Source organism: Paraburkholderia sp. J11-2 (assembly GCF_905220185.1).
In the GTDB taxonomy this organism is placed as follows: domain Bacteria; phylum Pseudomonadota; class Gammaproteobacteria; order Burkholderiales; family Burkholderiaceae; genus Paraburkholderia.
Genome location: NZ_CAJMYY010000016.1, coordinates 136,181 through 162,344 on the forward strand (window position 1 = coordinate 136,181; position 26,164 = coordinate 162,344).

Annotated in this window: 27 protein-coding genes and 2 tRNA genes; 20 read left to right on the forward strand and 9 right to left on the reverse strand. The window is 65.8% G+C overall.

The annotated features are described in order from the left end of the window. Positions 1-96 precede the first annotated feature (96 nt). The 4 genes from hemL (at position 97) to U5A57_RS22940 (ending at position 5,536) form a co-directional block, all read left to right on the forward strand. A complete protein-coding gene (gene hemL / locus U5A57_RS22925; protein ID WP_321913923.1) occupies positions 97-1,422 on the forward strand; it encodes a glutamate-1-semialdehyde 2,1-aminomutase in 1,326 nt (441 codons plus the stop codon). A 79-nt stretch (positions 1,423-1,501) separates the two neighbouring features. Beyond that, a complete protein-coding gene (gene ribD, locus U5A57_RS22930) occupies positions 1,502-2,620 on the forward strand; it encodes a bifunctional diaminohydroxyphosphoribosylaminopyrimidine deaminase/5-amino-6-(5-phosphoribosylamino)uracil reductase RibD (RefSeq protein WP_321913924.1) in 1,119 nt (372 codons plus the stop codon). A gap of 35 nt (positions 2,621-2,655) precedes the next feature. After that, positions 2,656-3,294 (forward strand): riboflavin synthase, encoded by a 639-nt coding sequence (locus U5A57_RS22935; protein WP_321913925.1) that lies wholly within the window; start codon positions 2,656-2,658, stop codon positions 3,292-3,294. A 406-nt stretch (positions 3,295-3,700) separates the two neighbouring features. After that, positions 3,701-5,536 carry an ABC transporter ATP-binding protein gene (locus tag U5A57_RS22940; protein ID WP_321913926.1) on the forward strand — a complete coding sequence of 612 codons (1,836 nt, stop codon included), beginning with the start codon at positions 3,701-3,703 and terminating at the stop codon, positions 5,534-5,536. A gap of 28 nt (positions 5,537-5,564) precedes the next feature. Here U5A57_RS22940 and U5A57_RS22945 read toward each other — a convergent pair whose 3' ends face one another. Then, positions 5,565-5,870, reverse strand: a complete 306-nt coding sequence (locus tag U5A57_RS22945) for a HigA family addiction module antitoxin (protein WP_321913927.1) — start codon at positions 5,868-5,870, stop codon at positions 5,565-5,567. A gap of 11 nt (positions 5,871-5,881) precedes the next feature. Beyond that, positions 5,882-6,163 (reverse strand): type II toxin-antitoxin system RelE/ParE family toxin, encoded by a 282-nt coding sequence (locus U5A57_RS22950; RefSeq protein ID WP_321913928.1) that lies wholly within the window; start codon positions 6,161-6,163, stop codon positions 5,882-5,884. Positions 6,164-6,398: 235 nt separating this feature from the next. On the opposite strand from U5A57_RS22950, the gene ribBA reads away from it, so the two are divergent. The 4 genes from ribBA (at position 6,399) to U5A57_RS22970 (ending at position 9,846) form a co-directional block, all read left to right on the forward strand. Further along, positions 6,399-7,565: a bifunctional 3,4-dihydroxy-2-butanone-4-phosphate synthase/GTP cyclohydrolase II gene (ribBA, locus tag U5A57_RS22955; RefSeq protein WP_321913929.1), complete on the forward strand. Its 1,167-nt coding sequence runs from the start codon at positions 6,399-6,401 to the stop codon at positions 7,563-7,565. Between the two features lie 57 nt (positions 7,566-7,622). After that, complete coding sequence (gene ribH / locus U5A57_RS22960; RefSeq protein ID WP_321913930.1) at positions 7,623-8,138, forward strand: 6,7-dimethyl-8-ribityllumazine synthase; 516 nt, start codon at positions 7,623-7,625, stop codon at positions 8,136-8,138. Further along, positions 8,135-8,569 (forward strand): transcription antitermination factor NusB, encoded by a 435-nt coding sequence (gene nusB, locus U5A57_RS22965; RefSeq protein WP_028205233.1) that lies wholly within the window; start codon positions 8,135-8,137, stop codon positions 8,567-8,569. The genes ribH and nusB overlap by 4 nt, the downstream gene beginning before the upstream one ends. A gap of 83 nt (positions 8,570-8,652) precedes the next feature. Next, a complete protein-coding gene (locus U5A57_RS22970) occupies positions 8,653-9,846 on the forward strand; it encodes a pyridoxal phosphate-dependent aminotransferase (RefSeq protein WP_321913931.1) in 1,194 nt (397 codons plus the stop codon). Positions 9,847-9,927: 81 nt separating this feature from the next. Here the strand turns inward: U5A57_RS22970 and U5A57_RS22975 are convergent, their stop codons facing one another. Next, complete coding sequence (locus U5A57_RS22975) at positions 9,928-11,148, reverse strand: lytic transglycosylase domain-containing protein (protein ID WP_321913932.1); 1,221 nt, start codon at positions 11,146-11,148, stop codon at positions 9,928-9,930. A gap of 669 nt (positions 11,149-11,817) precedes the next feature. On the opposite strand from U5A57_RS22975, the gene U5A57_RS22980 reads away from it, so the two are divergent. The 3 genes from U5A57_RS22980 to U5A57_RS22990 all read left to right on the forward strand — a co-directional run bounded on the left by U5A57_RS22980 (position 11,818) and on the right by U5A57_RS22990 (position 15,798). Beyond that, positions 11,818-13,395: a UbiD family decarboxylase gene (locus tag U5A57_RS22980; protein ID WP_321913933.1), complete on the forward strand. Its 1,578-nt coding sequence runs from the start codon at positions 11,818-11,820 to the stop codon at positions 13,393-13,395. A 172-nt stretch (positions 13,396-13,567) separates the two neighbouring features. Then, positions 13,568-15,040, forward strand: a complete 1,473-nt coding sequence (locus U5A57_RS22985) for an NAD-dependent succinate-semialdehyde dehydrogenase (protein ID WP_321913935.1) — start codon at positions 13,568-13,570, stop codon at positions 15,038-15,040. A gap of 83 nt (positions 15,041-15,123) precedes the next feature. Further along, entirely contained in the window at positions 15,124-15,798 is a 675-nt protein-coding gene (locus U5A57_RS22990) for a LysE family translocator (protein ID WP_321913936.1), read from the forward strand. A 127-nt stretch (positions 15,799-15,925) separates the two neighbouring features. On the opposite strand, the gene U5A57_RS22995 is transcribed toward U5A57_RS22990, so the two are convergent. Next, positions 15,926-16,240, reverse strand: coding sequence for a hypothetical protein (locus U5A57_RS22995; RefSeq protein WP_321913937.1), 315 nt, complete (start codon positions 16,238-16,240; stop codon positions 15,926-15,928). Here U5A57_RS22995 and U5A57_RS23000 point away from each other — a divergent pair. Then, positions 16,218-16,520: a hypothetical protein gene (locus tag U5A57_RS23000; RefSeq protein ID WP_321913938.1), complete on the forward strand. Its 303-nt coding sequence runs from the start codon at positions 16,218-16,220 to the stop codon at positions 16,518-16,520. The two genes, U5A57_RS22995 and U5A57_RS23000, sit on opposite strands and share 23 nt — an antisense overlap. Before the next feature lie 148 nt (positions 16,521-16,668). Here the strand turns inward: U5A57_RS23000 and U5A57_RS23005 are convergent, their stop codons facing one another. Then, complete coding sequence (locus U5A57_RS23005) at positions 16,669-17,106, reverse strand: hypothetical protein (RefSeq protein ID WP_321913994.1); 438 nt, start codon at positions 17,104-17,106, stop codon at positions 16,669-16,671. Positions 17,107-17,432: 326 nt separating this feature from the next. On the opposite strand from U5A57_RS23005, the gene U5A57_RS23010 reads away from it, so the two are divergent. The 5 genes from U5A57_RS23010 to trmB all read left to right on the forward strand — a co-directional run bounded on the left by U5A57_RS23010 (position 17,433) and on the right by trmB (position 20,165). Next, positions 17,433-17,753: an EthD family reductase gene (locus tag U5A57_RS23010; protein ID WP_321913939.1), complete on the forward strand. Its 321-nt coding sequence runs from the start codon at positions 17,433-17,435 to the stop codon at positions 17,751-17,753. 105 nt (positions 17,754-17,858) lie between these two features. After that, the gene (locus U5A57_RS23015; RefSeq protein WP_321913940.1) at positions 17,859-18,422 is read left to right on the forward strand and encodes a YggT family protein; all 564 of its coding nucleotides are present in this window, start codon (positions 17,859-17,861) and stop codon (positions 18,420-18,422) included. 119 nt (positions 18,423-18,541) lie between these two features. After that, positions 18,542-18,616, forward strand: a tRNA-Gly gene (locus U5A57_RS23020). Positions 18,617-18,865: 249 nt separating this feature from the next. Then, a complete protein-coding gene (locus tag U5A57_RS23025) occupies positions 18,866-19,075 on the forward strand; it encodes a hypothetical protein (RefSeq protein ID WP_321913941.1) in 210 nt (69 codons plus the stop codon). A gap of 307 nt (positions 19,076-19,382) precedes the next feature. Then, a complete protein-coding gene (gene trmB, locus U5A57_RS23030; RefSeq protein WP_321913942.1) occupies positions 19,383-20,165 on the forward strand; it encodes a tRNA (guanosine(46)-N7)-methyltransferase TrmB in 783 nt (260 codons plus the stop codon). A gap of 61 nt (positions 20,166-20,226) precedes the next feature. On the opposite strand, the gene U5A57_RS23035 is transcribed toward trmB, so the two are convergent. The 3 genes from U5A57_RS23035 to U5A57_RS23045 form a co-directional block, all read right to left on the reverse strand. Continuing rightward, positions 20,227-21,081, reverse strand: coding sequence for an undecaprenyl-diphosphate phosphatase (locus U5A57_RS23035; protein WP_321913943.1), 855 nt, complete (start codon positions 21,079-21,081; stop codon positions 20,227-20,229). Positions 21,082-21,168: 87 nt separating this feature from the next. Then, on the reverse strand, positions 21,169-21,756 hold the full coding sequence (locus U5A57_RS23040) for a DUF1439 domain-containing protein (RefSeq protein WP_415765252.1): 588 nt from the start codon (positions 21,754-21,756) through the stop codon (positions 21,169-21,171). Positions 21,757-21,835: 79 nt separating this feature from the next. Beyond that, positions 21,836-22,147, reverse strand: a complete 312-nt coding sequence (locus tag U5A57_RS23045; RefSeq protein ID WP_321913944.1) for a YkgJ family cysteine cluster protein — start codon at positions 22,145-22,147, stop codon at positions 21,836-21,838. 244 nt (positions 22,148-22,391) lie between these two features. Between U5A57_RS23045 and hemN the strand changes: the two genes are divergently transcribed. The 3 genes from hemN (at position 22,392) to U5A57_RS23060 (ending at position 24,400) form a co-directional block, all read left to right on the forward strand. Beyond that, on the forward strand, positions 22,392-23,777 hold the full coding sequence (gene hemN / locus U5A57_RS23050) for an oxygen-independent coproporphyrinogen III oxidase (RefSeq protein ID WP_321913945.1): 1,386 nt from the start codon (positions 22,392-22,394) through the stop codon (positions 23,775-23,777). 110 nt (positions 23,778-23,887) lie between these two features. Then, positions 23,888-23,972 (forward strand) — tRNA-Leu (locus U5A57_RS23055). 206 nt (positions 23,973-24,178) lie between these two features. Then, a complete protein-coding gene (locus tag U5A57_RS23060; RefSeq protein ID WP_321913946.1) occupies positions 24,179-24,400 on the forward strand; it encodes a hypothetical protein in 222 nt (73 codons plus the stop codon). A 21-nt stretch (positions 24,401-24,421) separates the two neighbouring features. On the opposite strand, the gene poxB is transcribed toward U5A57_RS23060, so the two are convergent. Further along, positions 24,422-26,140: a ubiquinone-dependent pyruvate dehydrogenase gene (gene poxB / locus U5A57_RS23065; RefSeq protein ID WP_321913947.1), complete on the reverse strand. Its 1,719-nt coding sequence runs from the start codon at positions 26,138-26,140 to the stop codon at positions 24,422-24,424. Positions 26,141-26,164: the final 24 nt, after the last annotated feature.

Sequence of the window (26,164 nt, forward strand, 5' to 3'; positions counted from 1 at the left end):
CCCCATCGCCCGCGCCCATGCGGCGCCGCATGGGTCCGTACGCCGGCCCCATTCGTCAGGGTCGCGCGCCACACCACTTTCGCAGGTCCAGCACTCATGTCCAGCACCCAGTCCAGCACGCAGAACCGCAACGAAGCCCTCTTCGAACGCGCCCAGCGCACCATTCCGGGCGGCGTGAACTCGCCCGTGCGCGCGTTCCGCTCGGTCGGCGGCACGCCGCGCTTCATCGAGCGCGCGCAGGGGCCGTACTTCTGGGACGCCGAAGGCAAGCGCTATATCGACTACATCGGCTCGTGGGGCCCGATGATCGTCGGCCACGTGCATCCGGAAGTGCTCGAAGCCGTGCAGCGCGTGCTCGCGAACGGCTTCTCGTTTGGCGCGCCCACCGAGGCCGAGATCGAGATCGCCGAGGAAATCTGCAAGATCGTCCCGTCGATGGAGCAAGTGCGCATGGTGTCGAGCGGCACCGAGGCGACCATGAGCGCGCTGCGTCTTGCGCGCGGCTTCACGAAGCGCGATCGCATCGTGAAGTTCGAAGGCTGCTATCACGGCCACGCCGACAGCCTGCTCGTGAAGGCGGGCTCGGGCCTGCTCACGTTCGGCAACCCGACTTCGGCCGGCGTGCCCGTGGACATCGCGAAGCACACCACGGTGCTCGAATACAACAACGTCGCGGCGCTCGAAGAAGCGTTCAAGGCCTTCGGCGACGAGATCGCCGCCGTGATCATCGAGCCGGTCGCGGGCAACATGAATCTCGTGAAGGCCACGCCCGAATTCATCCACACGCTGCGCGCCCTGACGTCGAAGCACGGCAGCGTGCTGATTTTCGACGAAGTGATGTGCGGTTTCCGCGTTGGCCTGCGTGGCGCGCAGGCGCTCTACGGCGTCGAAGCCGATCTGGTGTGCCTCGGCAAGGTGATCGGCGGCGGTATGCCTGCGGCCGCGTTCGGCGGCCGTCGCGAGATCATGGATCACCTCGCGCCCAACGGCACGGTGTACCAGGCGGGCACGCTCTCGGGCAACCCGATCGCGGTTGCGGCCGGTCTGAAGACGCTGCAGCTCATCCAGGCGCCGGGCTTCTACGAGCAGCTCACGGCGAAGACCGAACGTCTCGCGAAGGGGCTTACGGCAGCCGCGGGCGAAGCGAAGGTGCCGTTCGTGGCGGATTCGGTGGGCGGCATGTTCGGCCTCTATTTCGCGGACAAGGTGCCAGGCAGCTTCGCCGAAGTCACGAAGAGCGACATCGCGCGCTTCAACCGCTTCTTCCACCGCATGCTGGACGCGGGCGTCTACTTCGCGCCGTCGGCCTACGAGGCCGGCTTCGTCTCGAGCGCTCACGACGATGCGATCCTCGACGAGACGATCGCCGCGGCGCGCAGCGCGTTTGAAGCGGAAGCCGCGGCTGAAAACGTGACGCAGTAAGGCCTCACGCTATCGACAGCCGGCGCGCCACGCGCCCGCCGGCCCACCACCTGACCGCCGCCCGAGAGAAAGCCTGACGATGTTTTCGCAATCCGATTTCGTCCACATGGAGCGTGCACTCGCGCTCGCGCAGCGCGGCCTGTACACGACCGACCCGAACCCGCGCGTGGGCTGCGTGCTGGTGAAAGACGGCGTGGTGATTGGCGAGGGCTTCACGCAGCCGGCAGGACAGGATCACGCCGAAATCCAGGCGATGAAGGACGCCCGCGCGCGCGGCCACGACCTGCGCGGCGCGACCGCCTATGTGACGCTCGAGCCGTGCAGCCACTTCGGCCGCACGCCGCCCTGTGCGAACGCGTTGATCGAGGCGAAGGTCGGGCGCGTCATCGCTGCGATGGAAGACCCAAACCCGCTCGTGTCGGGCCGCGGCCTGTCGATCCTGCGCGACGCGGGTATCGACGTGCGCTGCGGGCTGCTCGCCAACGAGGCGCGCGAGCTGAACATCGGCTTCGTTTCGCGCATGACGCGCAAGCGCCCATGGGTACGCATGAAGGTGGCCGCATCGCTCGACGGCCGCACCGGCCTGCCCTCGGGCGAAAGCCAATGGATCACGGGCGAAGCCGCGCGCGCCGACGGCCACGCCTGGCGCGCGCGCGCCTCGGCCATTCTCACGGGTATCGGCACGGTGAAGGAAGACGATCCGCGCATGACCGTGCGCGCCGTCGACACGCCACGCCAGCCCAAGCGCGTGCTGATCGACAGCCGGCTCGACGTCTCGCCGCTCGCGCAGATCTTCGTGGGCGCGCCGACACTCGTGTTCTGCGCGGCGCTCGACGCGAGCAACGAAGAACGCGCCGAAGCGCTGCGCGTGCGCGGCGCCGAAATCGTTGCGCTTGGCAACGATCAAGGCAAGGTCGATCTGCCGGCCATGCTCTCGGAACTCGCCGCGCGCGGCGTGAACGAGCTGCACGTGGAAGCCGGCTACAAGCTCAACGGGTCGCTCCTGCGCGAAGGCTGCGTGGATGAGTTGCTCGTGTACGTGGCGCCGTCGCTGCTCGGCACGAACTCGCTCGGCATGATCGACATCGCCGCGCCCGCAACGCTCGACGAGCGCACGCGCCTCGCATTTCATTCCGTCGATCGTCTCGGCAACGACCTGCGCATTCTTGCGCGCGTCGTCACGACGCAAGACGCCTGACCCTCACTGATGCACTGAACACAAGGAACAGCACGATGTTTACCGGAATCGTCGCGGCAGTGGGCCGCATCGAATCGATCAAACCGCTCGGCACCGAAGCCGACGCCGGCGTGCGCCTGACCGTCAACGCGGGCGACCTCGGCCTCGACGACGTGCAGCTCGGCGACAGCATCGCGATCCAGGGCGCGTGCATGACCGTCATCGAGAAGTCGGCAACGAGTTTCGACGTCGATGTGTCGCGCGAAAGCCTGAACCGCACGGTGGGCCTCGCGGCAACCGGCGAAGTGAACCTCGAAAAGGCGCTGCGCGCGAACGACCGTCTGGGCGGCCACATCGTCTCGGGTCACGTGGACGGTCTTGGCACCGTCACGCGCTTTGCGCCCGTGGGCGAGTCGCACGAGCTGCGCATTCTCGCGCCGGCGGAAATCGGCCGCTATCTTGCCTACAAGGGCTCGATCACCGTGAACGGCGTGAGCCTCACGGTCAACTCGGTCGACGATCGCGCCGACGGCTGCGAATTCTCGATCAACCTGATCCCCCACACTGTGGATGTGACCACGCTCAAGCATCTTCAGGCTGGCACGAAGGTGAATCTCGAGATCGATCTGATTGCGCGGTATGTGGAGCGCATGCTCTCGGCCGACAAGGCAGCCGGTTCGGCCGCACAAGACTGAAAACGGCTGAGCCAGCGCAATGCCCCGGACGCGCGCAAGCACGCGCGCCGGGGCGCTGATAGAATCTAGCCTTTCCCTACGCGCTCGCCGCACGGCGTGCCGCGTTCCCGTCACCCGAATCGAACAAGGAGGCACAGTTGGCAACGATTGAAACGAGCGCCGCCATGCCGATGGTCCTCCGGGTGATGTTGCAAGTCGCGTCTCACCACGCAACCTTCCCGCTTCCAGCGCAGCCATAGCGCGTCCCGCGCGGCCTGTTTTCAAACGCCGCGCCGTGTATTTCCGAGAATTCGTGGTCAGGCCGTCCGGCAACGCATGCCAGGGCGCGCTGGTCCCGTTTTCCGTCTTAACGCTTCACGCTTCCTTCAGGAGAGTCTTCGGGCGCCACGTCCGGAGCATGCTGTCCATGACAGAGCTAAATAACAAACCCGAATCGGGCGGACAAACGTTCCGCAAGGTCCTCGGCTTCACCTTCCGGCACTGGGCGCGCCAGCCTGCGCGCGTGACGGCCGTGGCGCTCGCCTCGCTGCTCGGCGCGCTCGCGGACGTGCTTACGCCGCACTACGCAGGCCAGCTCGTCGACGCCCTCACCCACGACGGCGCCGCGAGCAGCGCCGCCGCATGGCATGCGGCGGTCGTCGCGTTCTGGGCGCTCACGGCGCTCGGGCTCGCCGGCACGATCATGCGGCAGGCCGCGTACCGCAACATCATCACGCTGACGCTGCGCATGATGAGCGAGATCGCCACGCAGGCCTTTCACCGCGTGCAGCGCTTCTCGACGGACTGGCACGCGAACAGCTTCGCGGGTTCCACGGTGCGCAAGGTCACGCGCGGCATGTGGGCGCTCGACCTGCTCAACGACACGCTGCTCGTTGCCCTCTTCCCGTCGCTCGTCATGCTGGTCGGCTCGACCATCCTGCTCGCGGTGCAGTGGCATGTGATGGGCCTCGTGGTCGGCCTTGGCTCCGCGGTGTATCTGGCGATCACGGTCTCGCTGTCGCTCTTTTACGTTGCGCCCTCGGCTCGGCTCGCGAACCAGTGGGACACGAAGATGGGCGGCGCACTCGCCGACGCCATTTCGTGCAACGCCGTCGTGAAAGCCTTCGGCGCGGAAACGCGCGAGGAAGCGCGGCTCGCGCGCGTCGTATCGAAGTGGAGCAGCCGCACGCGGCGCACGTGGCGGCGCGGCACGCTCAATGGCGGCGTGCAGGGCGCGCTGCTCGTTGGCATGCAGGCGGCCATCCTCGGCGCAGCGCTGCTGCTTTGGGCACGCGGTCTCGCGAGCGTGGGCGACATTACGTTCGCGCTCACGCTGTTCTTCCTGCTCAAGGGTTATCTGCGCGATGTGGGTATGCACGTGCGCAACCTGCAGCGCTCGGTCAACGACATGGAAGAGCTCGTCTCGCTCGACGCGGCGCCGCTCGGCATCGAAGACCTGCCCGATGCGCCGCCGATCGTCGTAGATCAAGGTGATATCCGCTTCGAGAACATGACGTTCCGCTATGGCGCGAACGCGGACGCGAGGGCGCTTTACGAGAACCTCACGCTACGCATCGCACCGGGCGAGCGTGTGGGCCTCGTCGGTCATTCGGGCTCCGGCAAGACCACGCTCATCAAGCTGATCCAGCGCCTTTACGACGTTTCCGGAGGGCGCATCACGATTGACGGCCAGGACATCGCGCGCGTACAGCAGGCGTCGCTGCGCTCGCAGATCGCCATCGTGCAGCAGGAGCCGGTGCTGTTCCACCGGTCGCTTGCCGAGAACATCGCTTACGCCCGGCCAGGCGCCACGCACGCCGAAATCGAGCGCGCGGCGAAGCTTGCTAGCGCCCACGACTTCATCGTGGCGCTGCCGCACGGCTACGACACGCTCGTGGGCGAACGCGGCGTGAAGCTCTCGGGCGGCGAGCGCCAGCGCGTGGCGATCGCGCGCGCGTTTCTCGCGAATGCACCGATCCTGATCTTCGACGAAGCGACCTCGAGTCTCGACAGCGAAAGCGAAGTGCTGATCCAGCAAGCCATGGAGCGACTCATGGAGGGCCGCACGACCGTGGTTGTCGCACACCGGCTTTCGACCGTGCGCGCGCTCGACCGGCTGCTGGTGCTCGAGCGCGGACGCGTAGCGGAGGAAGGCACGCACGACGCGCTCGTGCGCCGCGAGAACGGCCTGTACCGGCGCCTGTTCGAGCGCCAGGCGCTGGAACTGACAAAAGGGCTCGCCGACGACGTGATCCTGCGCTGACGCCGCCGCCCTCCCGCCGCAAACCAGCTCAGGCGGGAACGGCGCGCGCGTGCGGCGTGATGCGCGCGAGCACCTCGGCCAGCGCCTCGCTCGCGATTTCCGTGTCGTAGTGCGCCTGCAATTCCATCCAGCTGCGCGCGTCGGTGCCGAAATACACCGCAAGGCGCACTGCGGTGTCCGCCGTGATGGCGCGCTTGCCGAGCACGATCTCGTTGATGCGGCGCGGCGGCACGCCGATCGCCTTGGCGAGCGCGTACTGGCTGATGCCCATCGGCTTGAGCCACTCTTCGTTCAGAATCTCGCCCGGTGTGGCAAGCGGTACTTCACGTGCCATGGTTTTGCTCCTCAGTGATAGTCCACGATGCGTACGTCCGATGCCTCGCTGCCAGCGAAATGAAAGCAGATGCGCCACTGCCCGTTGATGCGGATTCTGTACCAGCCTTCCAGCTCCGCGGAGAGACTCTCCAGCCGGTTACCCGGCGGCGCCCTCAGGAACGCGAGCGTGGCGGCTGCGTGGATCTGCTGCAGCTTGCGCATCGCGACCGTTTCAATGGCAACGAAGCGGGCGACACGTCGCCCGGCGAAAAGCGCCGCGGTGTCGCGGCAGGCAAAGGAAGTAATCGGCATGGATAGTAACGTATCACGTTAATAACGTCAAGCGTTACTAGTGTGGAATCAGTGCGATTCGCGCACCAGTCGGCCGTTCAGCCAACACGGAAGCCCGCCCGCCGCCACGCAGACACGCCGGAACACAGGGCCACCAGGCAAAAGGCGTGGCGCTGTCCCGCGTTCTGGGCGACGCGCCCGCCCGCGTGGCGTAAAATGTGGCCTTTCCAGCCAGAATCGCAGCCAGAATCCCAACATGACGCTCGCCTCCACCCCTGAGATCATCGCCGAGCTCAAAGCCGGCAAGATGGTCATCCTCGTCGACGAAGAAGACCGGGAAAACGAGGGCGACCTCGTCATCGCTGCGGAGTTCGTCACGCCTGAAGCCATCAACTTCATGGCGAAGTACGGCCGCGGGCTGATCTGCCTCACGCTCACCCAGGAGCGCTGCAAGCTGCTCAACCTGCCGCTCATGACCTACCGCAACGGCACGCAGTACGGCACGGCGTTCACGGTCAGCATCGAGGCCGCAGAAGGCGTCACGACCGGCATTTCCGCCGCCGACCGCGCGCGCACGATCCAGGCCGCCGTTGCGCACGACGCGCGCGCCGAGCACATCGTGCAGCCCGGCCACGTGTTCCCGATCATGGCGCAGCCGGGCGGCGTGCTCGTGCGCGCGGGCCACACCGAAGCGGGCTGCGACTTCACGGCGCTCGCGGGCCTGACGCCTGCCTCCGTGATCTGCGAGGTCATCAAGGACGACGGCACGATGGCGCGCCTGCCCGACCTCATGGAGTTCGCACAGGAGCACGGCCTGAAGGTCGGCACCATCGCCGACCTGATCCACTATCGCAGCCGCACCGAATCGATCGTCGAGCGCGTGGCCGAACGCACCATGCAAACGGCGCACGGCCCGTTCCGCGCGATCATGTACGTCGATCACCCCACGCGCACGCCGCACATTGCGCTCGTGCGCGGCACGCCCAAGCCCGGCATCGATACGCCCGTGCGCGTGCACGAGCCGCTCTCGGTGCTGGACCTGCTCGAAACGGGCTCGTCCACGCACTCCTGGACGCTCGACGCCGCCATGCGCGAGATCGCCTCGCGCGACGTGGGCGTGATCGTCATGCTCAACTGCGGCGAACCCAAGGAACACCTGATCGACGTCTTCAAGGCGTTCGACCAGAAAGAGCGCGCGGAGGCGCTCGCGCGCCGGCCCGTGGACTTCAAGACCTACGGCATCGGCGCGCAGATCCTTCGCGAACTCGGCGTGGGCCGCATGCAGGTGCTCTCGAAGCCGCGCCGCCTCGGCAGCATGTCGGGCTACGGCCTCGAAGTCACCGGCTTCGTGCCGATGCCCGGCGGCAATGCAGAAGCGCCCTGCCCGCCGGAAGCCGCTGACCCTGCCTCGTCGCGCGCCTGAAGTCGCATCGCGCTCATTTCACGCGTCACCACGCTCAACCGAACTTACGGACACCACATGGAAATCGGACAATACCAACCGAACCTCGACGGCGACGGACTGCGCATCGGCATCGTCCAGTCGCGCTTTAACGAACCCGTCTGCAACGGCCTTGCCGACGCCTGCATCGAAGAGCTCGAGCGCCTCGGCGTGACGGGCGAAGACGTGCTGCTCGTCACCGTGCCGGGCGCACTCGAAATCCCGCTCGCGCTGCAAAAGCTCGCCGAAAGCGGCCAGTTCGACGCCCTCATCGCGCTCGGCGCGGTCGTGCGCGGCGAGACGTACCACTTCGAACTCGTCTCGAACGAAAGCGGCTCGGGCATCTCGCGCGTCTCGCTCGACTTCAACGTGCCTATCGCGAACGCCGTGCTCACCACCGAAAACGACGAGCAGGCCGTGGCCCGCATGACGGAAAAGGGTCGTGACGCCGCGCGTGTCGCCGTTGAAATGGCGAACCTGACGGTGGCGTTGGAGCAGCTTGACGGCGGCGACGACGAAGAAGAAGACGAGGAAGACGAAGAGGAACAGCAATGAAGAGCGCGCGCCGCCGCTCCCGCGAACTGGCCACGCAGGGGTTGTATCAGTGGCTGCTGTCGGGTGTGCCCGCCGGCGAGATCGACGCGCAACTGCGCGGTTCGCAGGGGTACGACAAGGCCGATCACGAGCATCTGGACGCGATCCTGCACGGCGTCATCCGCGAGTCGGACGAACTGTCCGCCTCCATCACGCCGTGCCTCGACCGTCCGATCGAGCAGCTTTCGCCGGTCGAACGCGCGGTGCTGCTCGTCGCGACCTACGAGTTCAAGCATCACGTCGACATTCCGTATCGCGTCGTGATCAACGAGGCGGTCGAGCTCACGAAGACCTTTGGCGGCTCGGACGGCTACAAGTACGTGAACGGCGTGCTCGACAAGCTCGCGGCGCAACTGCGCGCCACCGAAGCACAAAACGCCCGCAAGTCGTAAGAACGCGAGCCGCCGGGGCAAGCGGTGCGCCTGAGCGCCCTGCCCCGCGCGTCGCGTGATCTGTCAGTACTGGAAAGACCCGCATGAACATCGTTGCCGAACCGCTGCTGCGGCTAGCCGCGCGCGTCGACGAGATCCAGCCTTTCTACGTCATGGAACTGGCGAAGGAAGCCGCGAAGCTCGAGCGCGCCGGACGCGACATCATCCACATGGGCATCGGCGAGCCGGACTTCACGGCGCCCGAGCCCGTCGTCGAGGCCGCCGCAGCCGCATTGCGCCGCGGCGTCACCCAATACACGAGCGCACTCGGTATCCACGCGCTGCGCGAGGCGATCGCCGCGCATTACCAGCACGCCTACGGCCTCACGGTCGACCCCGCGCGCATCGTCGTGACGGCGGGCGCCTCGGCGGCGCTCCTGCTCGCGTGCACGGCGCTCGTCGACCGCGACGACGAAGTGCTGATGCCCGACCCCTGCTATCCGTGCAACCGGCACTTCGTGGCCGCCGCGGAAGGCAAGCCGGTGCTCGTGCCGAGCGGCCCGGAGGCGCGCTACCAGCTCACCGCCGCCGATGTCGAGCGCCTGTGGTCGCCGCGCACGCGCGGCGTGCTGCTCGCCTCGCCGTCGAACCCCACCGGCACGTCGATCGAGCCCGACGAACTCAGGCGCATCGTGCAAACCGTACGCGCGCGCGGCGGCTTCACGATCGTCGACGAGATCTATCAGGGGCTTTCGTACGACGCGCCGCCCGTCTCCGCGCTTTCATTCGGTGACGACGTGGTGACCGTCAACAGCTTCTCAAAGTACTTCAACATGACCGGCTGGCGCCTGGGCTGGCTCGTGGTGCCCCCTTCGCTGGTAGGTGCATTCGAGAAGCTCGCGCAGAACCTGTTCATCTGCGCGTCGGCGCTCGCACAGCATGCCGCGCTTGCCTGCTTCGAGGCGGACACGCTCAAGATCTACGAAGCGCGCCGGCTCGAATTCAAGCGCCGCCGCGACTTCATCGTACCGGCGCTCGAGTCGCTCGGCTTCACGGTGCCCGTGGTACCCGACGGCGCATTCTACGTCTACGCCGACTGCTCGAATGTCACGCACCCCGCCGCCGGCGACAGCGACGCGCTCACCCGCGCGATGCTGCACGACGCGGGCACGGTGATGGTGCCCGGCATGGACTTTGGCGTCGCCGCGCCGCGCCAATATGTACGGCTCTCGTATGCCACGGCGTACGAGCGTCTGGAAGAAGCGGTCGGCCGGCTGCATACGTTCTTCGGCCGCTGATCCGCGCGGGTCGACAAACAGAAAAAGAAAAAGGCACCCGAGGGTGCCTTTTTTGTTACGTCTGATCTTTCAGCCCGGTACTCAGGCACCCAGTTCCGACGAACCGTGTTTCTGAGCCGTCGTGCTCGTGCTGGCGTCGTCCTGCTCGGAACCGCTGTTCGCCGACGACTTCTCGACCATCGCGTGGGCGTTGTCGAGCGTCACGTGCACGCGCTTCTCGCCGTTGATGCTCGCCACCTTCTGCGGCGCAGGCGTGCTGGCCGTGCTGGTGACGGGCGCCTGCGGCGCGTTGATCGGCACGTTGCGGCCGCGTGCGACGTCGCGCAGACGCCCGCGCTCGGCCATTACCTTGGCGCCGTAGCCGCCGTCGTCGGGTGAACTCGAACCAACGTAGAGGCGCAGGCCGCCCGGCAGCGAACCGCCGCGCGCGATGCAATCCTTGAGCACCAGCGCACCGACCTTGATGTTCGCGAGCGGATCGAGCGCCGCCCTTTGGCCGCCGAAATACTGGAACTTGTCCGAGTGCACCTTCGACATGACCTGCATGAGGCCCTGCGCACCCACACCGCTTTCGGCGTAGGGGTTAAAGCCCGATTCGATCGCCATCACGGCGAGCAGCAGCAGCGGATCAAGCCCCACTTCACGGCCGGTGTCGAACGCCGCCTTTACGAGTTCGCCAACCGGTTCCTGCGCTACGCGGTAGCGGCGCGCCAGATAGGTAGCGACGAGCGCCTGTTCGCGCGCCGAGACGAGTACGCGGTCGTCGCGTGCGTCGGGCGTGATGCGCTGGGGCGGAATCATGCGCGCGAGCGAACCGACATTGCTCGGCAGAGCACGCGGATCGAGGCCGTTGAGCGCCACGGCGTCGAGTGTGGCGATGCCGCCGTTCGACACGGCGGTCGCAACCTTCGCGACCGGGCCGTTGGAGCCCGCGGGCGCAACGCCCGTGGCGCCAACAGGGCCGGCGGCACCGTTAGCGGGCGCAAGCGCCGTGGGCAGCATCGCGCCGTCGGCGTTGTCGTCGTTGATCGCAGCGCCGCGGGGCGCGAACGAGGGCAGCGGGTTGCCTTGCAGCAGGCGCGCCGGACCGGCCTGCACCGCCGCGGAAACGAAGGGCATCACGCGAGCGGCCAGCGTGCCGCGCCACGTGGGCAGCAGCCAGACGGCAAGCGCGAACAGAACGGCACAGCCGCCAACAATGCTGAACAGGTGATGGCTAAGACGCGTGCCACGACGCAGCAGCGCACGCAGACCCAGAGCTACACGCTCGTCGGCGCGCCACCACGATAACCAGGTATTCATCTACAGATCTCCCCATGTTGCATGATCCGGCAAAGGAGTCGGCACAAGGCAGACGGCCAATCACAGGATCAAGACACCGCGCGCCCTGGCTGGTGCGGCAGCGGTGTCGGGAAAACGGCAAGTCGCCGTGAGTGGAACTCCTCCTGGACAACCAGGCACGCAATGTGCGCGCGCCGGGAGTTCTCACACGAAAAGCCAGCGCAAAGGGGCGCTGACAAGAACAACCAATCTAGACCGTATGCAAGCCGTGCAGGGGTTCGGCAAAACGGCGACGCGTTGCGTCTGAAGGGCCGGGAAGGTGGTTAAAAATTTCAAACCCTGCAACCAGTGTGGACGGATTCTAGCAGCCTGTTATAGATCGTCAATACTATAGATTGTCAAATCTATAACTAATTGTAATGATGAACACCGTTCAATCGGTCGGAAACCGCGCGCCAAGGGGGTCTGCGGCTTGTTATGCGGATTGGCTATCAGCGTGCGCCAACCAACACAGGTAAAATCGACAATCGTTACGCCGCGTTTCGCCCGGCTTCAAGCGCCGGCCGTGAACCGCAGCAATCCTGCAACCGCCGTGCAGCTGTCCGATCCAGCCCCTGTACTGGCTGCGCGAGCCGCGCCTGCCGGGTTGCCCAGCGAGTTGCCCACTGAGTTGTCCAAGACTGGCCCCCAATGAAATACAAAGACCTGCGCGACTTCGTTGGTCGCCTGGAGACGCTCGGCGAATTGCGCCGCGTTCCGCAAGCTGTCTCTCCGGTGCTGGAAATGACCGAGCTGTGCGACCGCGTCCTGCGCGCCGGCGGCCCGGCCCTACTCTTTGAGAACCGTTCGACGCACGCGTTCCCGGTGCTCGGCAATCTGTTCGGCACACCCCGGCGCGTCGCACTCGGCATGGGCATCGACGCGCCGGAGAGCGGCGGCGACGGCGCCGCGCTGGAGTCGCTGCGCGACGTGGGACGCCTGCTCTCGGCGCTCAAGGAGCCCGAACCGCCGCGCGGACTGAAGGACGCGGGCAAGCTCCTCACGCTCGCCAAGGCTGTCTGGGACATGGCGCCGAAGACCGTGAGCGCACCGCCCTGCCAGGAGATTGTCTGGGAAGGCGATGACGTCGATCTCGCGAAGCTGCCGATCCAGACCTGCTGGCCCGGCGACGCTGGCCCGCTCGTCACGTGGGGCCTGACTGTCACGCGCGGTCCCAACAAGACGCGCCAGAATCTCGGCATCTACCGCCAGCAGCTCGTTGGCCGCAACAAGCTCATCATGCGCTGGCTCGCGCACCGCGGCGGCGCGCTCGACTTCCGCGAGTTCGCGCTGAAGAACCCTGGCAAGCCGTATCCGGTGGCGGTCGTGCTCGGCGCCGACCCCGCCACGATCCTCGGCGCCGTCACGCCGGTGCCCGACACGCTGTCCGAATACCAGTTCGCGGGCCTGTTGCGTGGCGCCCGCACCGAGCTTGCGAAGTGCCTGACGCCCGGCGTCGACACGCTCCAGGTGCCCGCGCGCGCCGAGATCGTGCTCGAGGGCTTCATCTACCCGCAGGCGGGCGAGCCCGGCCCCGCACCGGCTGGCGCGCCGCCGCGCCCCGCCAAAGGCGCGAGCGCCTCGTACGAGCACGCGCTCGAAGGCCCTTACGGCGACCACACGGGCTACTACAACGAACAGGAGTGGTTCCCCGTCTTCACGGTCGAGCGCATCACCATGCGCCGCGACGCGATCTACCATTCGACGTACACGGGCAAGCCGCCCGACGAGCCCGCCGTGCTCGGCGTGGCGCTCAACGAAGTGTTCGTGCCGCTCTTGCAGAAGCAGTTTCCCGAGATCACCGACTTCTATCTGCCGCCTGAGGGGTGCAGCTACCGCATGGCGATCGTGCAGATAAAGAAGAGCTACCCCGGGCACGCCAAGCGCGTGATGTTCGGGGTATGGAGCTTCCTGCGCCAGTTCATGTATACAAAGTTCATCGTCGTAGTCGACGATGACGTGGACATCCGCGACTGGAAGGAAGTGATCTGGGCGATCACCACGCGCATCGATCCGGCGCGCGACACGGTCCTCGTCGAGAACACGCCGATCGACTATCTCGACTTCGCTTCTCCAGTGGCCGGTCTCGGCTCGAAGATGGGGCTGGACGCCACCAACAAGTGGCCCGGAGAAACGGACCGGGAATGGGGCCGCGCCATCGAGATGGATGCGGCCGTGAAGACGCGCGTCGACCGTCTCTACGACGAGCTCGGCCTTGGCCGCAGCTAGCGCGCCGCGCCTCGCGACCCGGCGTTACCGGGCGTTGATTGCCAGGCGTGAAGCCTCGAGCGCCACGCCGGCCGATTGATCCGCGACGCCTTTTTCGCGACGCCGCGCTTACCGCGTCGCGCCTCGTGCATGGCACGAGCCGCGGCGCCAGTGAACCTGAGGAGACTCGAAGATGAGCTTGTCCGCATCGGAGCGCCTGACGCAACTGAACGATCCCGCCCTCTTCAAGACCCGCGCATACATCGACGGCGAGTGGAGTGGCGGAGCGGCCACGTTCGCCGTGCTCGACCCCGCCGACAACAGCGAAATTGCGAGCCTGCCCGACTTTGGCGCCGATGAGGCGCATCGCGCCATCGCGGCCGCGAATGCCGCACTGCCGGCATGGCGCGCGAAGACCGGCAAGGAGCGTGCGGCCGTGCTGCGGCGCTGGTTCGACCTCGTGATCGAACACGCCGACGACCTCGCCGCGATCATGACCGCCGAGCAAGGCAAGCCGCTCGCCGAAGCGCGCGGCGAAGTGATCTACGGCGCGTCGTTCCTGGAGTGGTTTGCCGAAGAGGCCAAGCGCGTGAACGGCGACGTGCTCGCGAGCCCTGCCAGCGACCGCAAACTCGTCGTGCTCAAGCAGCCGATCGGCGTGTGCGCCTCGATCACCCCGTGGAATTTCCCGATCGCGATGATCACGCGCAAGGTCGCGCCAGCCGTCGCCGCGGGCTGCACGATCGTCGTGAAGCCCGCCGAGCAAACGCCGCTTTGCGCACTCGCGCTCGCCGAACTGGCGCAGCGCGCGGGGGTGCCCAAGGGCGTGTTCAACGTGGTCACCGCCGACTCGGCGAACTCCATCGAGATCGGCAAAGCGCTGTGCGAAAGCGATATCGTGCGCCACCTCTCGTTCACCGGATCGACGCCGGTGGGCCGCATCCTGATGGAACAGTGTGCGCCGACGGTCAAGAGAATCGCCCTCGAGTTGGGCGGCCACGCCCCCTTCATCGTGTTCGACGACGCCGATCTCGACGCCGCCGTGGAAGGTGCAATGATCTCGAAGTACCGCAACGCGGGCCAGACCTGTGTCTGCACGAACCGCTTCTATGTGCACGACAAGGTGTACGACGCCTTCGTCGAGAAGCTCGCCGCCGCCTCACGCAAGATCACGGTGGGCAACGGCTTCGAGAATGGCGTGAACCAGGGGCCGCTGATCGACGACGCGGCCGTCGCCAAGGTCGTGCAGCACATCAGCGACGCAACCGCCCAGGGCGCGAGGCTCGTGGCGGGCGGCAAGGTCAGCTCGGGGCGCTATGTCGAGCCCACCGTGCTTGCCGACGTCACGCGCGACATGCTGATCGCGCGCGAGGAAACCTTCGGCCCGGTTGCGGCGGTCTTCCGCTTCAGCGACGAAGCCGAAGTCATCGGCCTCGCCAACGACACCGAATTCGGCCTCGCCTCCTACTTCTATAGCCGCGACATCGGCCGCGTCTGGCGCGTGGCAGAAGCGCTCGAGTACGGCATGGTCGGGATCAACACCGGACTTATTTCGAACGAGGTCGCGCCGTTTGGCGGCGTGAAGCAGTCGGGCCTCGGGCGCGAGGGGTCGAAGTACGGCATCGACGAATATGTCGAGCTGAAGTATCTGTGCATCGGCGTTTGAAGCTCGTTTGAGCCGCGACGCCCGCTTGCCTCCGATGCGGGCGCGTGCGGCACGCAGTCCCATACCAACAAGAAATCGTTTTCATGTCTCACGTTTCCCTGCTTTCCGACGGCTTTTTTCTGTCGCTTTCGCTTTGCCTCGACATCGGTCTCGTCAACGTCGCCATCATCTCGCTCACGCTCACGCACGGCTTCCGTTCGGGCTTCTGGCTGGGGCTCGGCTCGTGTCTCGGCGACCTCATCTATGCAGCGCTCGCGCTTGCGGGCATGGCCGCGCTGCTGCAGTTTTCGGCCGTGCGCTGGATCGTGTGGATCGGCGGCGCCGCCCTGCTGCTCATGCTCACGTGGAAGATGGCGCGCGAGGCGCTCAATCCGGCGTCGGCGCCGCCCGTGGAAGGCGAACCCGACAACGCCGCGCCGCTGCCCAACCCATGGCGCAGCTTCGGGCGCGGCGTGCTGCTCGCACTGTCGTCGCCGAGCGCCATTCTCTGGTTTGCCGCTGTCGGCGGCGCCCTTATCGCCAAGTCGGGGGCGACGAGCGCCGGCGCTGCCTCACTCTTTCTGCTGGGCTTTTTTGCGGGCGGGCTCGGCTGGACCTTGTTCCTTTGCGGACTGGCCAGTCACGGCCGCAAACGGGCCGGCACCGGCCTGCTGCGCGCCTGTCACGTGCTTTCGGCGCTGCTGTTCGCGTACTTCTCGTACAGCGTGATCGTGCACGGCTATCGCGACCTGATCCTGCAGGGCGCGGGCGCGACGTAATCCGCGTCACGCGCGCCGTGCAGGCGGCGAACGCGAACGCCAAAAAACAAACAGCGCAACGCGGCGTGAGCCGGCGTTGCGCTGTTCGTCAAACTTGCGGCCGGGCGGCGTGCCCCGCCCGTCACGCTCAACGACGGTAGTAGCCGCCGTGGCCGTAGTACCCATGGCCGTAATAGCCGCCGCCGCGGTAGTAGCCGTGATGCCAGTACGGACGGCCGTAGTAGCCGCCCACGACGACAGCAGGCGGCGGAGCGTACACCACCGGCGGCGGCGCATAGACCACGGGCGGGGGCGGCGGTGCGTAGACCGGCGCAGCATAGACGGGATAAACCGGGGCCACCGGAATGCCAATGCCGATACCCACCGAGACGTGCGCCTGGGCCGCGCTGACGAACCCCACACCCAGCGCGGCGGCAACGATGAACGATACGGTCTTTTTCACTTCTCTTCTCCTGGCGGCCGCCAGCGGCGACGCGCATATTACGGGCACTGCCCACGCATTCAATGTATCGAAAACGGCGGCCGGCATTGGTAGCCATTTGTTTCGAATTGCAATGCTACTTGGGGGGCGCTTAATCGCGCGTCAAGCCCAGTGGGCGCGGCTGCCGCGAAAAATCGCCGCACATGCGCCCGATCACGACGCCATTCGTTACAAAAACGAGGGCGCTGTCATTGTTACCTGCGAGAGGGCGTCGGGAGGCGAGTCTCCCGGTAATGTTTGATTACAAATTGGTTGGGCTGCCGACCTTCGAACTGCAGCCGCCTGCGCGCGGCGAGACTGTAAACGACGATGCCCGGTTCTGGAACCGGGCATCTCGTCCGACTTGCCGACGGCGCACACATCGCCGCCGCACTGGAACACACTCTCCGCTATCCGACCTTCACGTAGGTGAACTCGCGCGTGACGTTCGGTGGCACATAGGCGCCGCTGATGCGAACGCGCGGCGTCAGGCGCTTCTTCTGATCCCACCAGCGGCGACGCTGAAATGGCGTGAGAAACCGCAGATGCTTTCGGTAAGCGAAGATGCTCATGGTGGACTCCCCGAATCGGACTACCGACAGGAACAAACCCAATTGCACGACTGCAACAACGAAACCGAAACGATAAAAAGTATTGTGCTTAGATTCCGCGACAACAATGGCAGTGTTGCGAGATAGCCTCACGGGCGCCGTATACGCGCCGCGCACTGTTCGTTGCGGCTTCCCCGTGCTGGGCTCGGGTGCTGCGCACAGGCGCGCCCGCCAGCCATCAGCAGAAACCGTGCCGCGTGAAGCGACCAGTAGTGACGTCGCGCCCGTCAGTGTCATTTGTAGTCGCTCGGTCGGCACGTGCTCGGTACGAAAGCGAACATTTCTCGCACCGCGCGGCTGCGGCGCAACACTCGGGTCGTAAGGCCCTTGTCTGACGTGGTCTGTCGGAAACACTGTATCTGTTCGTAGAAAAGCCTGCTGCGAGTGCAGCCATTCTGTGCGGCGCGCACGCCGGAAACCGTACCTGCAGCTGCGCGCCAAACCTGTGCGGCTGGATCGTTCGCCCATACTGGCGAGGCGTGAGCCGTGGTAATGTGGCGACGGCGCGCGCATCGCAACCGCACGCAACGCGCGCCTTTGGGACTCACCGACGAGAACGCACAATGATCAAGGTCAGCATCCTCTATCCGTATCGCGAGAACGGGCGTTTCGACACCGGGTACTACTGCACGCACCACATGCCGCTCGCGGCGAAGCTCTTTGGCGAATCGCTCAAGGGCTGGTCGGTCGACATCGGCATCAATGCGGGGCCGCCGGGCACGCCGCCGCCGTACGTCGCGGCTGGACACTTTCTGTTCGAGACGATGGACGCGTTCTACGCGGCATTTCAGCCGAATGCCGACACCCTCCTCGACGACATTCCCAACTACACCGACGGCGGAAATGGCACCATTCTGATCAGCGAGGTCAAGGTGTCCGTCTGACGTGCTCCGCTCGGCCTGCTGGGACGAGCGGACTTCGACTAGACCTTTCATCGGCCGCCACACGCCAGGTGCGCCGCCACCCAACACAAGAAGGAAACAACACCGATGTTCGGCGATATCGCCCGCTTTCTGCTCAATACGGTCTTCACGCTGTTCGGCGCCGCCCTGCTGCTGCGCGCCTGGCTCCAGTACGTGCGTGTGCCGCCGTACAACCCCGTGACCCACGCGATCCAGCAGGTCACCAACTGGCTGGTGCTGCCGCTGCGGCACGTGATCCCCGGCGTGCGCGGCATCGACTGGGCAAGCGTGGTCGCCGCGCTGATCTCGGCCATTGCCTACGTGCTGCTCATGGTCTGGATCGCGGGCGTGGACCCGCTAGCTCTGTTGCCGACGCTTCTCATCGTTGCCGTGCTCACGCTGGTGAAGTGGGCGCTGAACCTGCTGATCTGGCTGACGATCCTGATGGCGCTGCTCTCGTGGCTCAATCCGCGCTCGGCGGCGATGCCGGTGCTGTTCCAGCTGACGGCGCCGTTCCTCAACCCGCTGCGCCGTATCCTGCCGAACCTGGGCGGCCTCGACCTCTCGCCGATTCTGCTCTTCGTGATCGTGCAGGTGCTGCTGATGGTGGTCACGCGCGCAGCTGTTTCGCTCACGCTGTTTGGTATCTGAGCGGCGTCCGGGGACGTATCCACGCACACGCCAGTGCACCGGCGGCGCGCCCAGCGCGCCGCGTCGTTTGACCGCAGCGTTGCGCAAAGCGGCCAAAACCGCGTAAAATGGCGCGCTCTGCGGGCGTCGTATAATGGCCATTACCTCAGCTTCCCAAGCTGATGACGTGGGTTCGATTCCCATCGCCCGCTCCACGTCGGCTTGCCGACCTCTCTTCGAGGCCAGGGCTTTCGAACTGCGCCCCTCCCGGGACGCCTTGCCCGCCCGACCGGCACATGCCGGGCACGACCTGAATTCCTCCGTTGCACTATGCACTTTGGCGCTCCTCGGGTCCTCCCGCACGCGCCGCGAGCAGGTCAGCCGCCACGCATTTCGCTCGACTGCCGCATAACGACTCGCTGCGCGCCCTATGGCGCATCAGTCCTCCGATGGATCAATTTTTCATGTCCCGGCCGAGCGCGATCGCCCTGATCGTGCGCTCGCGCCAATCCCTTCTCGCCGACGCCGACGAACGCCCATTAGCCGAAGCCGAGCGCCTGCGCGCCACCGCCGCCGACCTCATGCGCCTCCTGTTCGACGTGCGCGCCGGGCGTGTGAATGCGTTCGAGCTGAACGAACCCACGCGCATGCGGGTCGTCGTTTCGGCCGCTTGAGGTGCCGCTGCGAGGAGCAGCCACCCCGCCGCCGCCCGCCAGCCGCCGGACCCGTGCGAGCGCGCTGATATAATGCGCGACGGCTTTGGAGCCGCTGCGCTTCAAGTGCGCCGCGCCCGCCCCGCCGGGCCGATGGCCGCCGCCGGTTCTGGCGAACGCAAAAGCGGCCCACAAGGCATCAGGCCACACCGTAGCGCCTCGCGCCGGGCGGTATGCTGCCCTGAATAGCCCGCGAAATGGCCAGCACCAAGCCTGCCCCGATTATCGACAGCCGCGAAATCCGCCGCTCTCACACCCACCCGCGAAGATGAATCACGAACCCAACGACGCCGCCCGTCCCGACAGCACATCGTCAGACGCACAAGACGCCGCCTCCGACACGAACGAGCAATCCGGGTCGCCCGCCGGCGACGCGCTGCACCACCGCCGCATCCGCAGCTTCGTGACTCGCGCCGGCCGCGTCTCGACCGGCCAGCGTCGTGCGATGGACGAACTCGGCCCGCGCTTCGTCGTGCCCTACGCGCCGGAAGCCGCCGACTGGGACGCCGTGTTCGAGCGGCACGCGCCGCACATCCTGGAGATCGGCTTCGGGATGGGCGCGAGCACGGCGGAAATCGCCGCATTGCGCCCGGAGGACGACTTCCTCGGCGTCGAAGTCCATGAACCTGGCGTGGGAGCGTTGCTGAAGCTGATCGGCGAGCAGAATCTGGAGAACATCCGCATCATCCAGCACGACGCCGTGGAAGTGCTCGAGCACATGATCGCGCCGGCGAGCCTCGACGGCGTGCACATCTTCTTCCCCGATCCGTGGCACAAGGCGCGCCACCACAAGCGCCGCCTGATTCAGCCGAAGTTCGTCGCGCACCTCGTCTCGCGCATGAAGCCGGGTGCGTACCTGCATTGCGCAACCGACTGGCAGAACTACGCCGAGCAGATGCTCGAAGTACTCAGCGCGGAACCCGCTCTCGAGAACACGGCCGCCGACTACGCGCCGCGCCCCGACTACCGACCGGTGACGAAGTTCGAACGCCGCGGTCTGCGGCTCGGCCACGGCGTGTGGGATCTCGTGTTCCGCCGCCGCGCGGACTGAAACCAGGAACCCTGCAGTAAAACGACGGGCGCCGCGATATCACGCGGCGCCCGTTGTGTTTTTAGTCGTCCCAGCCGAGGCCGCCGCCATAGCCGAACAGCAGGATCACAAGACCGAAAGCGATGCGGTACCAGGCGAAAGCGGTGAAGTCGTGCGACGCGACGAAGCGCAGCAGCCAGCGCACACATGCGAACGCACTCACGAATGCGGCGACGAAGCCAACGCCGAAGAGCCCGAGCCAGTCCGCGGAAAGCTCGTGCCAGCTCTTGTATAGCTCATACACGGTTGCGCCAAAGATCACGGGAATCGCAAGGAAGAACGAGAACTCGGTCGCGACGCGCCGCTCGAGGCCGAACAGCATCGCGCCGATGATGGTCGAGCCCGAGCGCGACATGCCCGGAATCAGCGCGAAACATTGCGCGCAACCCACCTTGAACGCGTCGAGCGGCGTGATCTCGTCAATCGAGTTCACGCGCGCGCTGTGTTGCGCCGCGACCGGCAGTCCCTTCGGACCGCGCAGGCGATTTTCGACCCACAGGATGACAAGGCCGCCGCCCACGAGCGCGAACGCGACGGGCACCGGCGCAAAGAGAACCGACTTGATCGCCTTCTCGAACATCAGACCGAGCACGACTGCCGGAATGGTGGCGACGATCACGTTGAGCGTGAAGCGCCGCGCATCGGGCCGCGAAGGCAGCCCTACGACAACCTCGCCGATCTTGCGCCGGAACTCCCAGCATACGGCGAGGATCGCGCCGAACTGGATCACCACGTAGAAGGTCTTCGCATAGTCGCCTTCGAAGTTGAGCAAGCTGCCGACGACAATAAGATGCCCGGTACTCGAAACGGGCAGAAATTCCGTCAGCCCCTCGACGATGCCAAGAATCAACGCCTTGCAGGTCAAAATCCAGTCCATCCCTTTTATCCCTCTTTTTGAGCGTCGGGACGGCGCACGCCGCGCCACGCGACCGACGACGGCCGCGTGTGCCCGTGTTCCGTCTGCTTACTTCTCGACGATCTGCACGCGTATGCCGTTTGTAAGGATGGTGATTGTACCGGGTTCGTAGTTGACGCCGGCAAACTGGAGCTGGTCGGGCTTGAACGTGTAGACCGGATAGTTGTTGAGCAACTGCGTGGCGACGAGCGCGGCGACCGCGCTCACCTGCGACGCGTAGGCAGCGGCGTTGCCTGTCATGTCGACGCCATCGACCGAAGGCGAGCGCAGCACCACGGCGCGGCTCGCGCTGTCGTAGGCGAGTTCGCTCGACACCGTGAACGCGCCGCTCACGGGCTGCTGCATCAACGGGCTTTCGAGATGGGCATCGAGCCGCACGGCCACGCGGTTGCGATCGGGCTGCAGCGTGACCACGGGGTTCGTGAGCGAGACATCGAAAATCTGCTGCATCGAGCGGTGATAAGGAAACTTGCGCTGCACCGCGTCCTGCACCTGCTGTTGCGAAAACGTGTAGTGATCGGGAATGAACGGGAAAATCCCCGTCGCACACGCGCCGAGCGACATCGCCGTTCCCGCCGCAGCGCAGGCTGTGAACAGGAAGGCGCGCCGGGAAACGCGCGTTGCGGTGTGGACCATGCGAAATCTCCTTGTTTGGCCGGGTTTGATGCGCCGTCATTCTGGCGCATCACGGCTGGCCGCCGCAGTTTGCGCCGGTTCAGCGCGTGGCCGGCGTCTGCGATTGCGGTTGGGTTTGCGCCTCGAGACGCGTGAGCCAGACGATGGCCTCCTCGCGCGATGCTCCGCACATCTCGGGCTGCGGCTGCAGGCCCGAGCAGCATGCCGGGCGCAATGGCGAGCCGAAGATCATGCAGCGCAGGTCGGCGCCGAGTTGAACGCAGCGCACGCCGGCCGGCTTGCCTGCGGGCATGCCCGGAATCGGGCTCGTAATGGACGGCGCGATGCAGCACGCGCCGCAACCGGGGCGGCATGCATGCACTGAGACATCAGCGGAAAAAACGGTACTCACTTCGGCTTCCTGGAACTCTGACAAATTGTTTCCGAGGCGCTGGAGACTACGACACCATGCCGCGACGGACCAGACGCATTGTGCCATCGCCCGCATGCGACCTTTTTACACAATCGCTTCTTCCTACCCGCTCGTACACTTTGTCAATCTGGCGCTGTAGGACAAAGGACAGGCCACCTGTGCGCGGCGTTCCGCGGCGCCGGACGCTGCCCACCCGTGCGCCGCCCTTCCAAGTGAGCTTTGCATGAGCGACGCAGACCTGCTCTTTCGCCCCGACCTGCTTGCCAAATACGGCGCCAACGGCCCACGCTACACGTCCTACCCCACCGCCCTGCAGTTCCGCGACGACTTCGATCCCGCCGACTACCGCCGTGCGGCTGCCGATCCGGGCGCAAGCGATACCGACCTCTCGCTGTACTTCCACGTCCCGTTTTGCGACACCGTCTGCTTCTATTGCGGTTGCAACAAGGTCATCACGAAGAACCGCGGCCGCGCGAAACCGTATCTCGCGCAGATGATCCGCGAGCTGGAGCTGCAGGCCGCCCTCTTCGACACGAAGCGCCCGGTTTCGCAGCTGCATTGGGGCGGCGGCACGCCCACCTTCCTCTCGCTGGACGAAATGAGCGCGCTCATGGCCGCCACGCGCGAGCACTTCGCACTGCAGCCCGACGACGCGGGCGAATACTCGATCGAGATCGACCCACGCGAAGCCACGGCGCAGACCATTGCGCATCTGCGTTCGCTCGGCTTCAACCGGCTGAGCCTCGGTGTTCAGGACTTCGATCCGGTTGTGCAGAAGGCGGTCAACCGCATTCAGCCGCTCGAGCTGACGGTCGACGTCATGAACGCCGCGCGCGCGAACGGGTTCGAATCGATCAGCGTCGATCTGATCTACGGCCTGCCGCACCAGAACGTCAAAACATTCGGCCGCACGCTCGAGACGATGCTGCTGCTCGCGCCCGATCGCATCTCGGTGTTCGGCTACGCGCACATGCCGCATTTGTTCAAGATGCAGCGTCAGATGGATGAAGCCACCTTGCCCTCGCCCGCCGAGCGCATGGCGTTGTTGAGGCTCGTGATCGAGCAGCTCACCGAGGCAGGCTACGTCTACATCGGCATGGATCATTTTGCGCTGCCCACCGACGAGCTCGCGCGCGCCCAGGCGCAACGCACGCTGCATCGCAATTTCCAGGGTTACAGCACGCGCGCCGACTGCGACCTGATCGGCTTTGGCGCTTCGGCGATCGGCAAGGTTGGCGACGTCTACGCGCAGAACGCGAAGGACCTGATCGGCTATGGCGCGGCCATCGACGCGGGCAAGCTCGCGACTGCGAAAGGCGTGCGCCTCACTGCCGACGACCGTCTGCGCCGCGACATCATTACGGAACTCATGTGCAATCTCGAACTGCGCTACGACGAGTTCGAGGCTGCCTACGGTGTACGGTTTCCGACGACCTTTGCGACCGAGCTCGAACGGCTGCGCGAGTTCGAGCGCGACGGTCTCGTCGCGCGCAGCGCCAACCGGCTCGAGGTACTGCCCGCTGGGCGCATGCTCGTGCGCAATATTGCGATGGTGTTCGACCGCTATCTTGGCGCACAACAGCCCGAACGGTTCTCGCGGACGATTTGAGGGCTTGCGGCCGCCGTGTAGTTGCCCGGGCGGACAATTTGCGTCATAATCTAAGGCTACTTCGAGCGCATGCACGTGTGCGCTCGGTTGCTCGCAGCACGCAAGCACACGCCTCGGTGGTGAAATTGGTAGACGCGCCGGACTCAAAATCCGGTTCCGAAAGGAGTGCCGGTTCGATTCCGGCCCGAGGCACCAGAATACTTTCCGGCAGGTTTCAGCACTTGCCGCCGGAATCCAGAAACCCGCGAAAGCTCACGGCTTCGCGGGTTTTTTCTTGCCCGCTCGAATACGACACGCCTGTTATTGGACGAAGATCAAGCGTCTCGCAGATGCCGCGTGTCTCGCCGCACCCCGCTGCTATCGTTATCGGTGTTATTGATATAGCACGCCGGGAGCGCACGATGGACCGCATTTTCATGACACGAGAGGAAGCCATACGCATCCTCATCGAGGCCCACGAGTCCGTCTCTGGACGCACCGCAGCGACGCTGATCAAATCGGGCAACGACCGATCCGCCAGGCTCGAAGTGCTGGACCGGTTGCTGCTCGACGTGCGCGCTGGCCGGGTCGATGAATTTATCACCCACCCCGAGGACAGCACCTGCGTCTCGATCACTGACTGACGCAGGTCTGCCGCACGAGCCTCAGCGCAAATTCGTCTGCGCCAGCTCCACCACCTCGTCTCCGCGCCCGCTCAGCACCGCGCGCAGCATGTAGAGACTGAACCCCTTCGCCTGCGCCCACTGCAGCTTCGGCGGCATGGCCAGTTCATGCTTCGTCGTCACCACGTCGACGAGCGCCGGTCCTGCGTGCGAGAAGGCCGCGCGCAACGCCTCATCGAGCGCTTCGGACGTCTCCACGCGCACACTGAAGAGCCCCGCGCCTTTCGCAATATCCGCAAAGTTGGTCGCGACCAGATCGGTGCCCGTCTCCACGTAGCCGCCAGCCTTCATCTCCATGGCGACGAAACCGAGCGAGCCATTATTCAGGACAACGATCTTGATCGGCAAATCGAGCTGGCGCGCCGTGAGAATGTCGCCGAGCAGCATCGAAAGACCGCCGTCGCCGGAGAGCGAGACCACCTGGCGTCCGGCGTGCGCCGCCTGCGCGCCGAGCGCCTGCGGCATGGCGTTCGCCATCGAGCCGTGGTTGAACGAGCCATGCAAACGGCGCCGGCCGTTCATCGTCAGGTAGCGCGCGGCCCAGAGCGTGGGCGTGCCAACATCGACCGCGAAGATCGCATCGTCCTCGGCGAGCGCATCGAGCCGCGACACCACGTACTGCGGATGCAGCGGCTTGCCCGCGGCAGCCGGGCGCGCGAGTTCGTCGAGCCCCTTGCGCGCGCTCGCGTAGTGCTCGCGCGCGCGATCGATAAAGCGCCGGTCGGTCTTGCGCGTGAGCTTCGGCGTGAGCGCGCGCAGCGTTTCGCGCACGTCGCCGACGAGTCCGAGTGTGAGCGGCGCGCGCTTGCCGAGCGCGGCCGCGTCGCGGTCGATCTGCACGATGTTCGCGTGCTGCGGATAGAAGTTGCGATACGGGAAGTCGGTGCCGAGCATGACGAGCGTGTCGCACGAAATCATCGCGTGGTAGCCCGAGCTGAAGCCGATCAGCCCGGTCATCCCCACATCGTATGGGTTATCCCATTCGACATACTGCTTGCCGCGCAGCGCATGCACCGTCGGTGCGCCGAGCGCGTCTGCGAAGGCCACCACTTCGTCGTGTGATCCCTTGCAGCCGCTTCCGCATAGCAGCGTCACCGCTTCGGAGCGATTGAGCAATTCGGCGAGCCGGTCGATATCCGCCGACGAAGGCAAGGTCGCCGGACGCGCCGCCTGGGCCCACGCCGGCTCCTCGTCGGACGCATCCAGAAGCGCCACGTCGCCGGGCAGCACGATCACGGCGACGCCCTTCTGGTCGATCGCCGTGCGCAGCGCGGTGTCGAGCACGCGCGGGAACTGCGATGCGTTCGTCACGAGTTCCACGTAATGGCTGCACTCGCGGAAGAGTTCGGTCGGGTGCGTTTCCTGGAAATAGCCGAGGCCGATTTCCGTCGACGGAATGTGCGCCGCAATCGCGAGCACCGGCGAACGGTTGCGATGGCAGTCATAAAGACCGTTGATGAGATGCAGGTTGCCGGGCCCGCAACTGCCCGCGCACACGGCGAGCCGGCCGGTTGCCGCGGCCTCGGCGCCCGCCGCGAAAGCAGCGACTTCTTCGTGCCGCGTATGCATCCAGCGGATCGTGCCTAGCTTGCGCAGACTCGCCGACAACCCGTTCAGGCTGTCGCCCGTCACGCCCCAGATGCGCTCGACGCCAACCGCCTCGAGCGTTTTTGCCAGATGATCCGCTATCGTCTTCGCCATGGTGTTCTCCACGTGAGCCGTAAC

Bases quoted from the DNA above. Each gene is read 5' to 3' on its own strand.
- hemL (WP_321913923.1), top strand. From the start codon at position 97: ATGTCCAGCACCCAGTCCAGCACGCAGAACCGCAACGAAGCCCTCTTC.
- ribD (WP_321913924.1), top strand. From the start codon at position 1,502: ATGTTTTCGCAATCCGATTTCGTCCACATGGAGCGTGCACTCGCGCTC.
- U5A57_RS22935 (WP_321913925.1), top strand. From the start codon at position 2,656: ATGTTTACCGGAATCGTCGCGGCAGTGGGCCGCATCGAATCGATCAAA.
- U5A57_RS22940 (WP_321913926.1), top strand. From the start codon at position 3,701: ATGACAGAGCTAAATAACAAACCCGAATCGGGCGGACAAACGTTCCGC.
- U5A57_RS22945 (WP_321913927.1), bottom strand. From the start codon at position 5,870: ATGGCACGTGAAGTACCGCTTGCCACACCGGGCGAGATTCTGAACGAA.
- U5A57_RS22950 (WP_321913928.1), bottom strand. From the start codon at position 6,163: ATGCCGATTACTTCCTTTGCCTGCCGCGACACCGCGGCGCTTTTCGCC.
- ribBA (WP_321913929.1), top strand. From the start codon at position 6,399: ATGACGCTCGCCTCCACCCCTGAGATCATCGCCGAGCTCAAAGCCGGC.
- ribH (WP_321913930.1), top strand. From the start codon at position 7,623: ATGGAAATCGGACAATACCAACCGAACCTCGACGGCGACGGACTGCGC.
- nusB (WP_028205233.1), top strand. From the start codon at position 8,135: ATGAAGAGCGCGCGCCGCCGCTCCCGCGAACTGGCCACGCAGGGGTTG.
- U5A57_RS22970 (WP_321913931.1), top strand. From the start codon at position 8,653: ATGAACATCGTTGCCGAACCGCTGCTGCGGCTAGCCGCGCGCGTCGAC.
- U5A57_RS22975 (WP_321913932.1), bottom strand. From the start codon at position 11,148: ATGAATACCTGGTTATCGTGGTGGCGCGCCGACGAGCGTGTAGCTCTG.
- U5A57_RS22980 (WP_321913933.1), top strand. From the start codon at position 11,818: ATGAAATACAAAGACCTGCGCGACTTCGTTGGTCGCCTGGAGACGCTC.
- U5A57_RS22985 (WP_321913935.1), top strand. From the start codon at position 13,568: ATGAGCTTGTCCGCATCGGAGCGCCTGACGCAACTGAACGATCCCGCC.
- U5A57_RS22990 (WP_321913936.1), top strand. From the start codon at position 15,124: ATGTCTCACGTTTCCCTGCTTTCCGACGGCTTTTTTCTGTCGCTTTCG.
- U5A57_RS23000 (WP_321913938.1), top strand. From the start codon at position 16,218: ATGAACGATACGGTCTTTTTCACTTCTCTTCTCCTGGCGGCCGCCAGC.
- U5A57_RS23005 (WP_321913994.1), bottom strand. From the start codon at position 17,106: ATGACACTGACGGGCGCGACGTCACTACTGGTCGCTTCACGCGGCACG.
- U5A57_RS23010 (WP_321913939.1), top strand. From the start codon at position 17,433: ATGATCAAGGTCAGCATCCTCTATCCGTATCGCGAGAACGGGCGTTTC.
- U5A57_RS23015 (WP_321913940.1), top strand. From the start codon at position 17,859: ATGTTCGGCGATATCGCCCGCTTTCTGCTCAATACGGTCTTCACGCTG.
- U5A57_RS23025 (WP_321913941.1), top strand. From the start codon at position 18,866: ATGTCCCGGCCGAGCGCGATCGCCCTGATCGTGCGCTCGCGCCAATCC.
- trmB (WP_321913942.1), top strand. From the start codon at position 19,383: ATGAATCACGAACCCAACGACGCCGCCCGTCCCGACAGCACATCGTCA.
- U5A57_RS23035 (WP_321913943.1), bottom strand. From the start codon at position 21,081: ATGGACTGGATTTTGACCTGCAAGGCGTTGATTCTTGGCATCGTCGAG.
- U5A57_RS23040 (WP_415765252.1), bottom strand. From the start codon at position 21,756: ATGGTCCACACCGCAACGCGCGTTTCCCGGCGCGCCTTCCTGTTCACA.
- hemN (WP_321913945.1), top strand. From the start codon at position 22,392: ATGAGCGACGCAGACCTGCTCTTTCGCCCCGACCTGCTTGCCAAATAC.
- U5A57_RS23060 (WP_321913946.1), top strand. From the start codon at position 24,179: ATGGACCGCATTTTCATGACACGAGAGGAAGCCATACGCATCCTCATC.
- poxB (WP_321913947.1), bottom strand. From the start codon at position 26,140: ATGGCGAAGACGATAGCGGATCATCTGGCAAAAACGCTCGAGGCGGTT.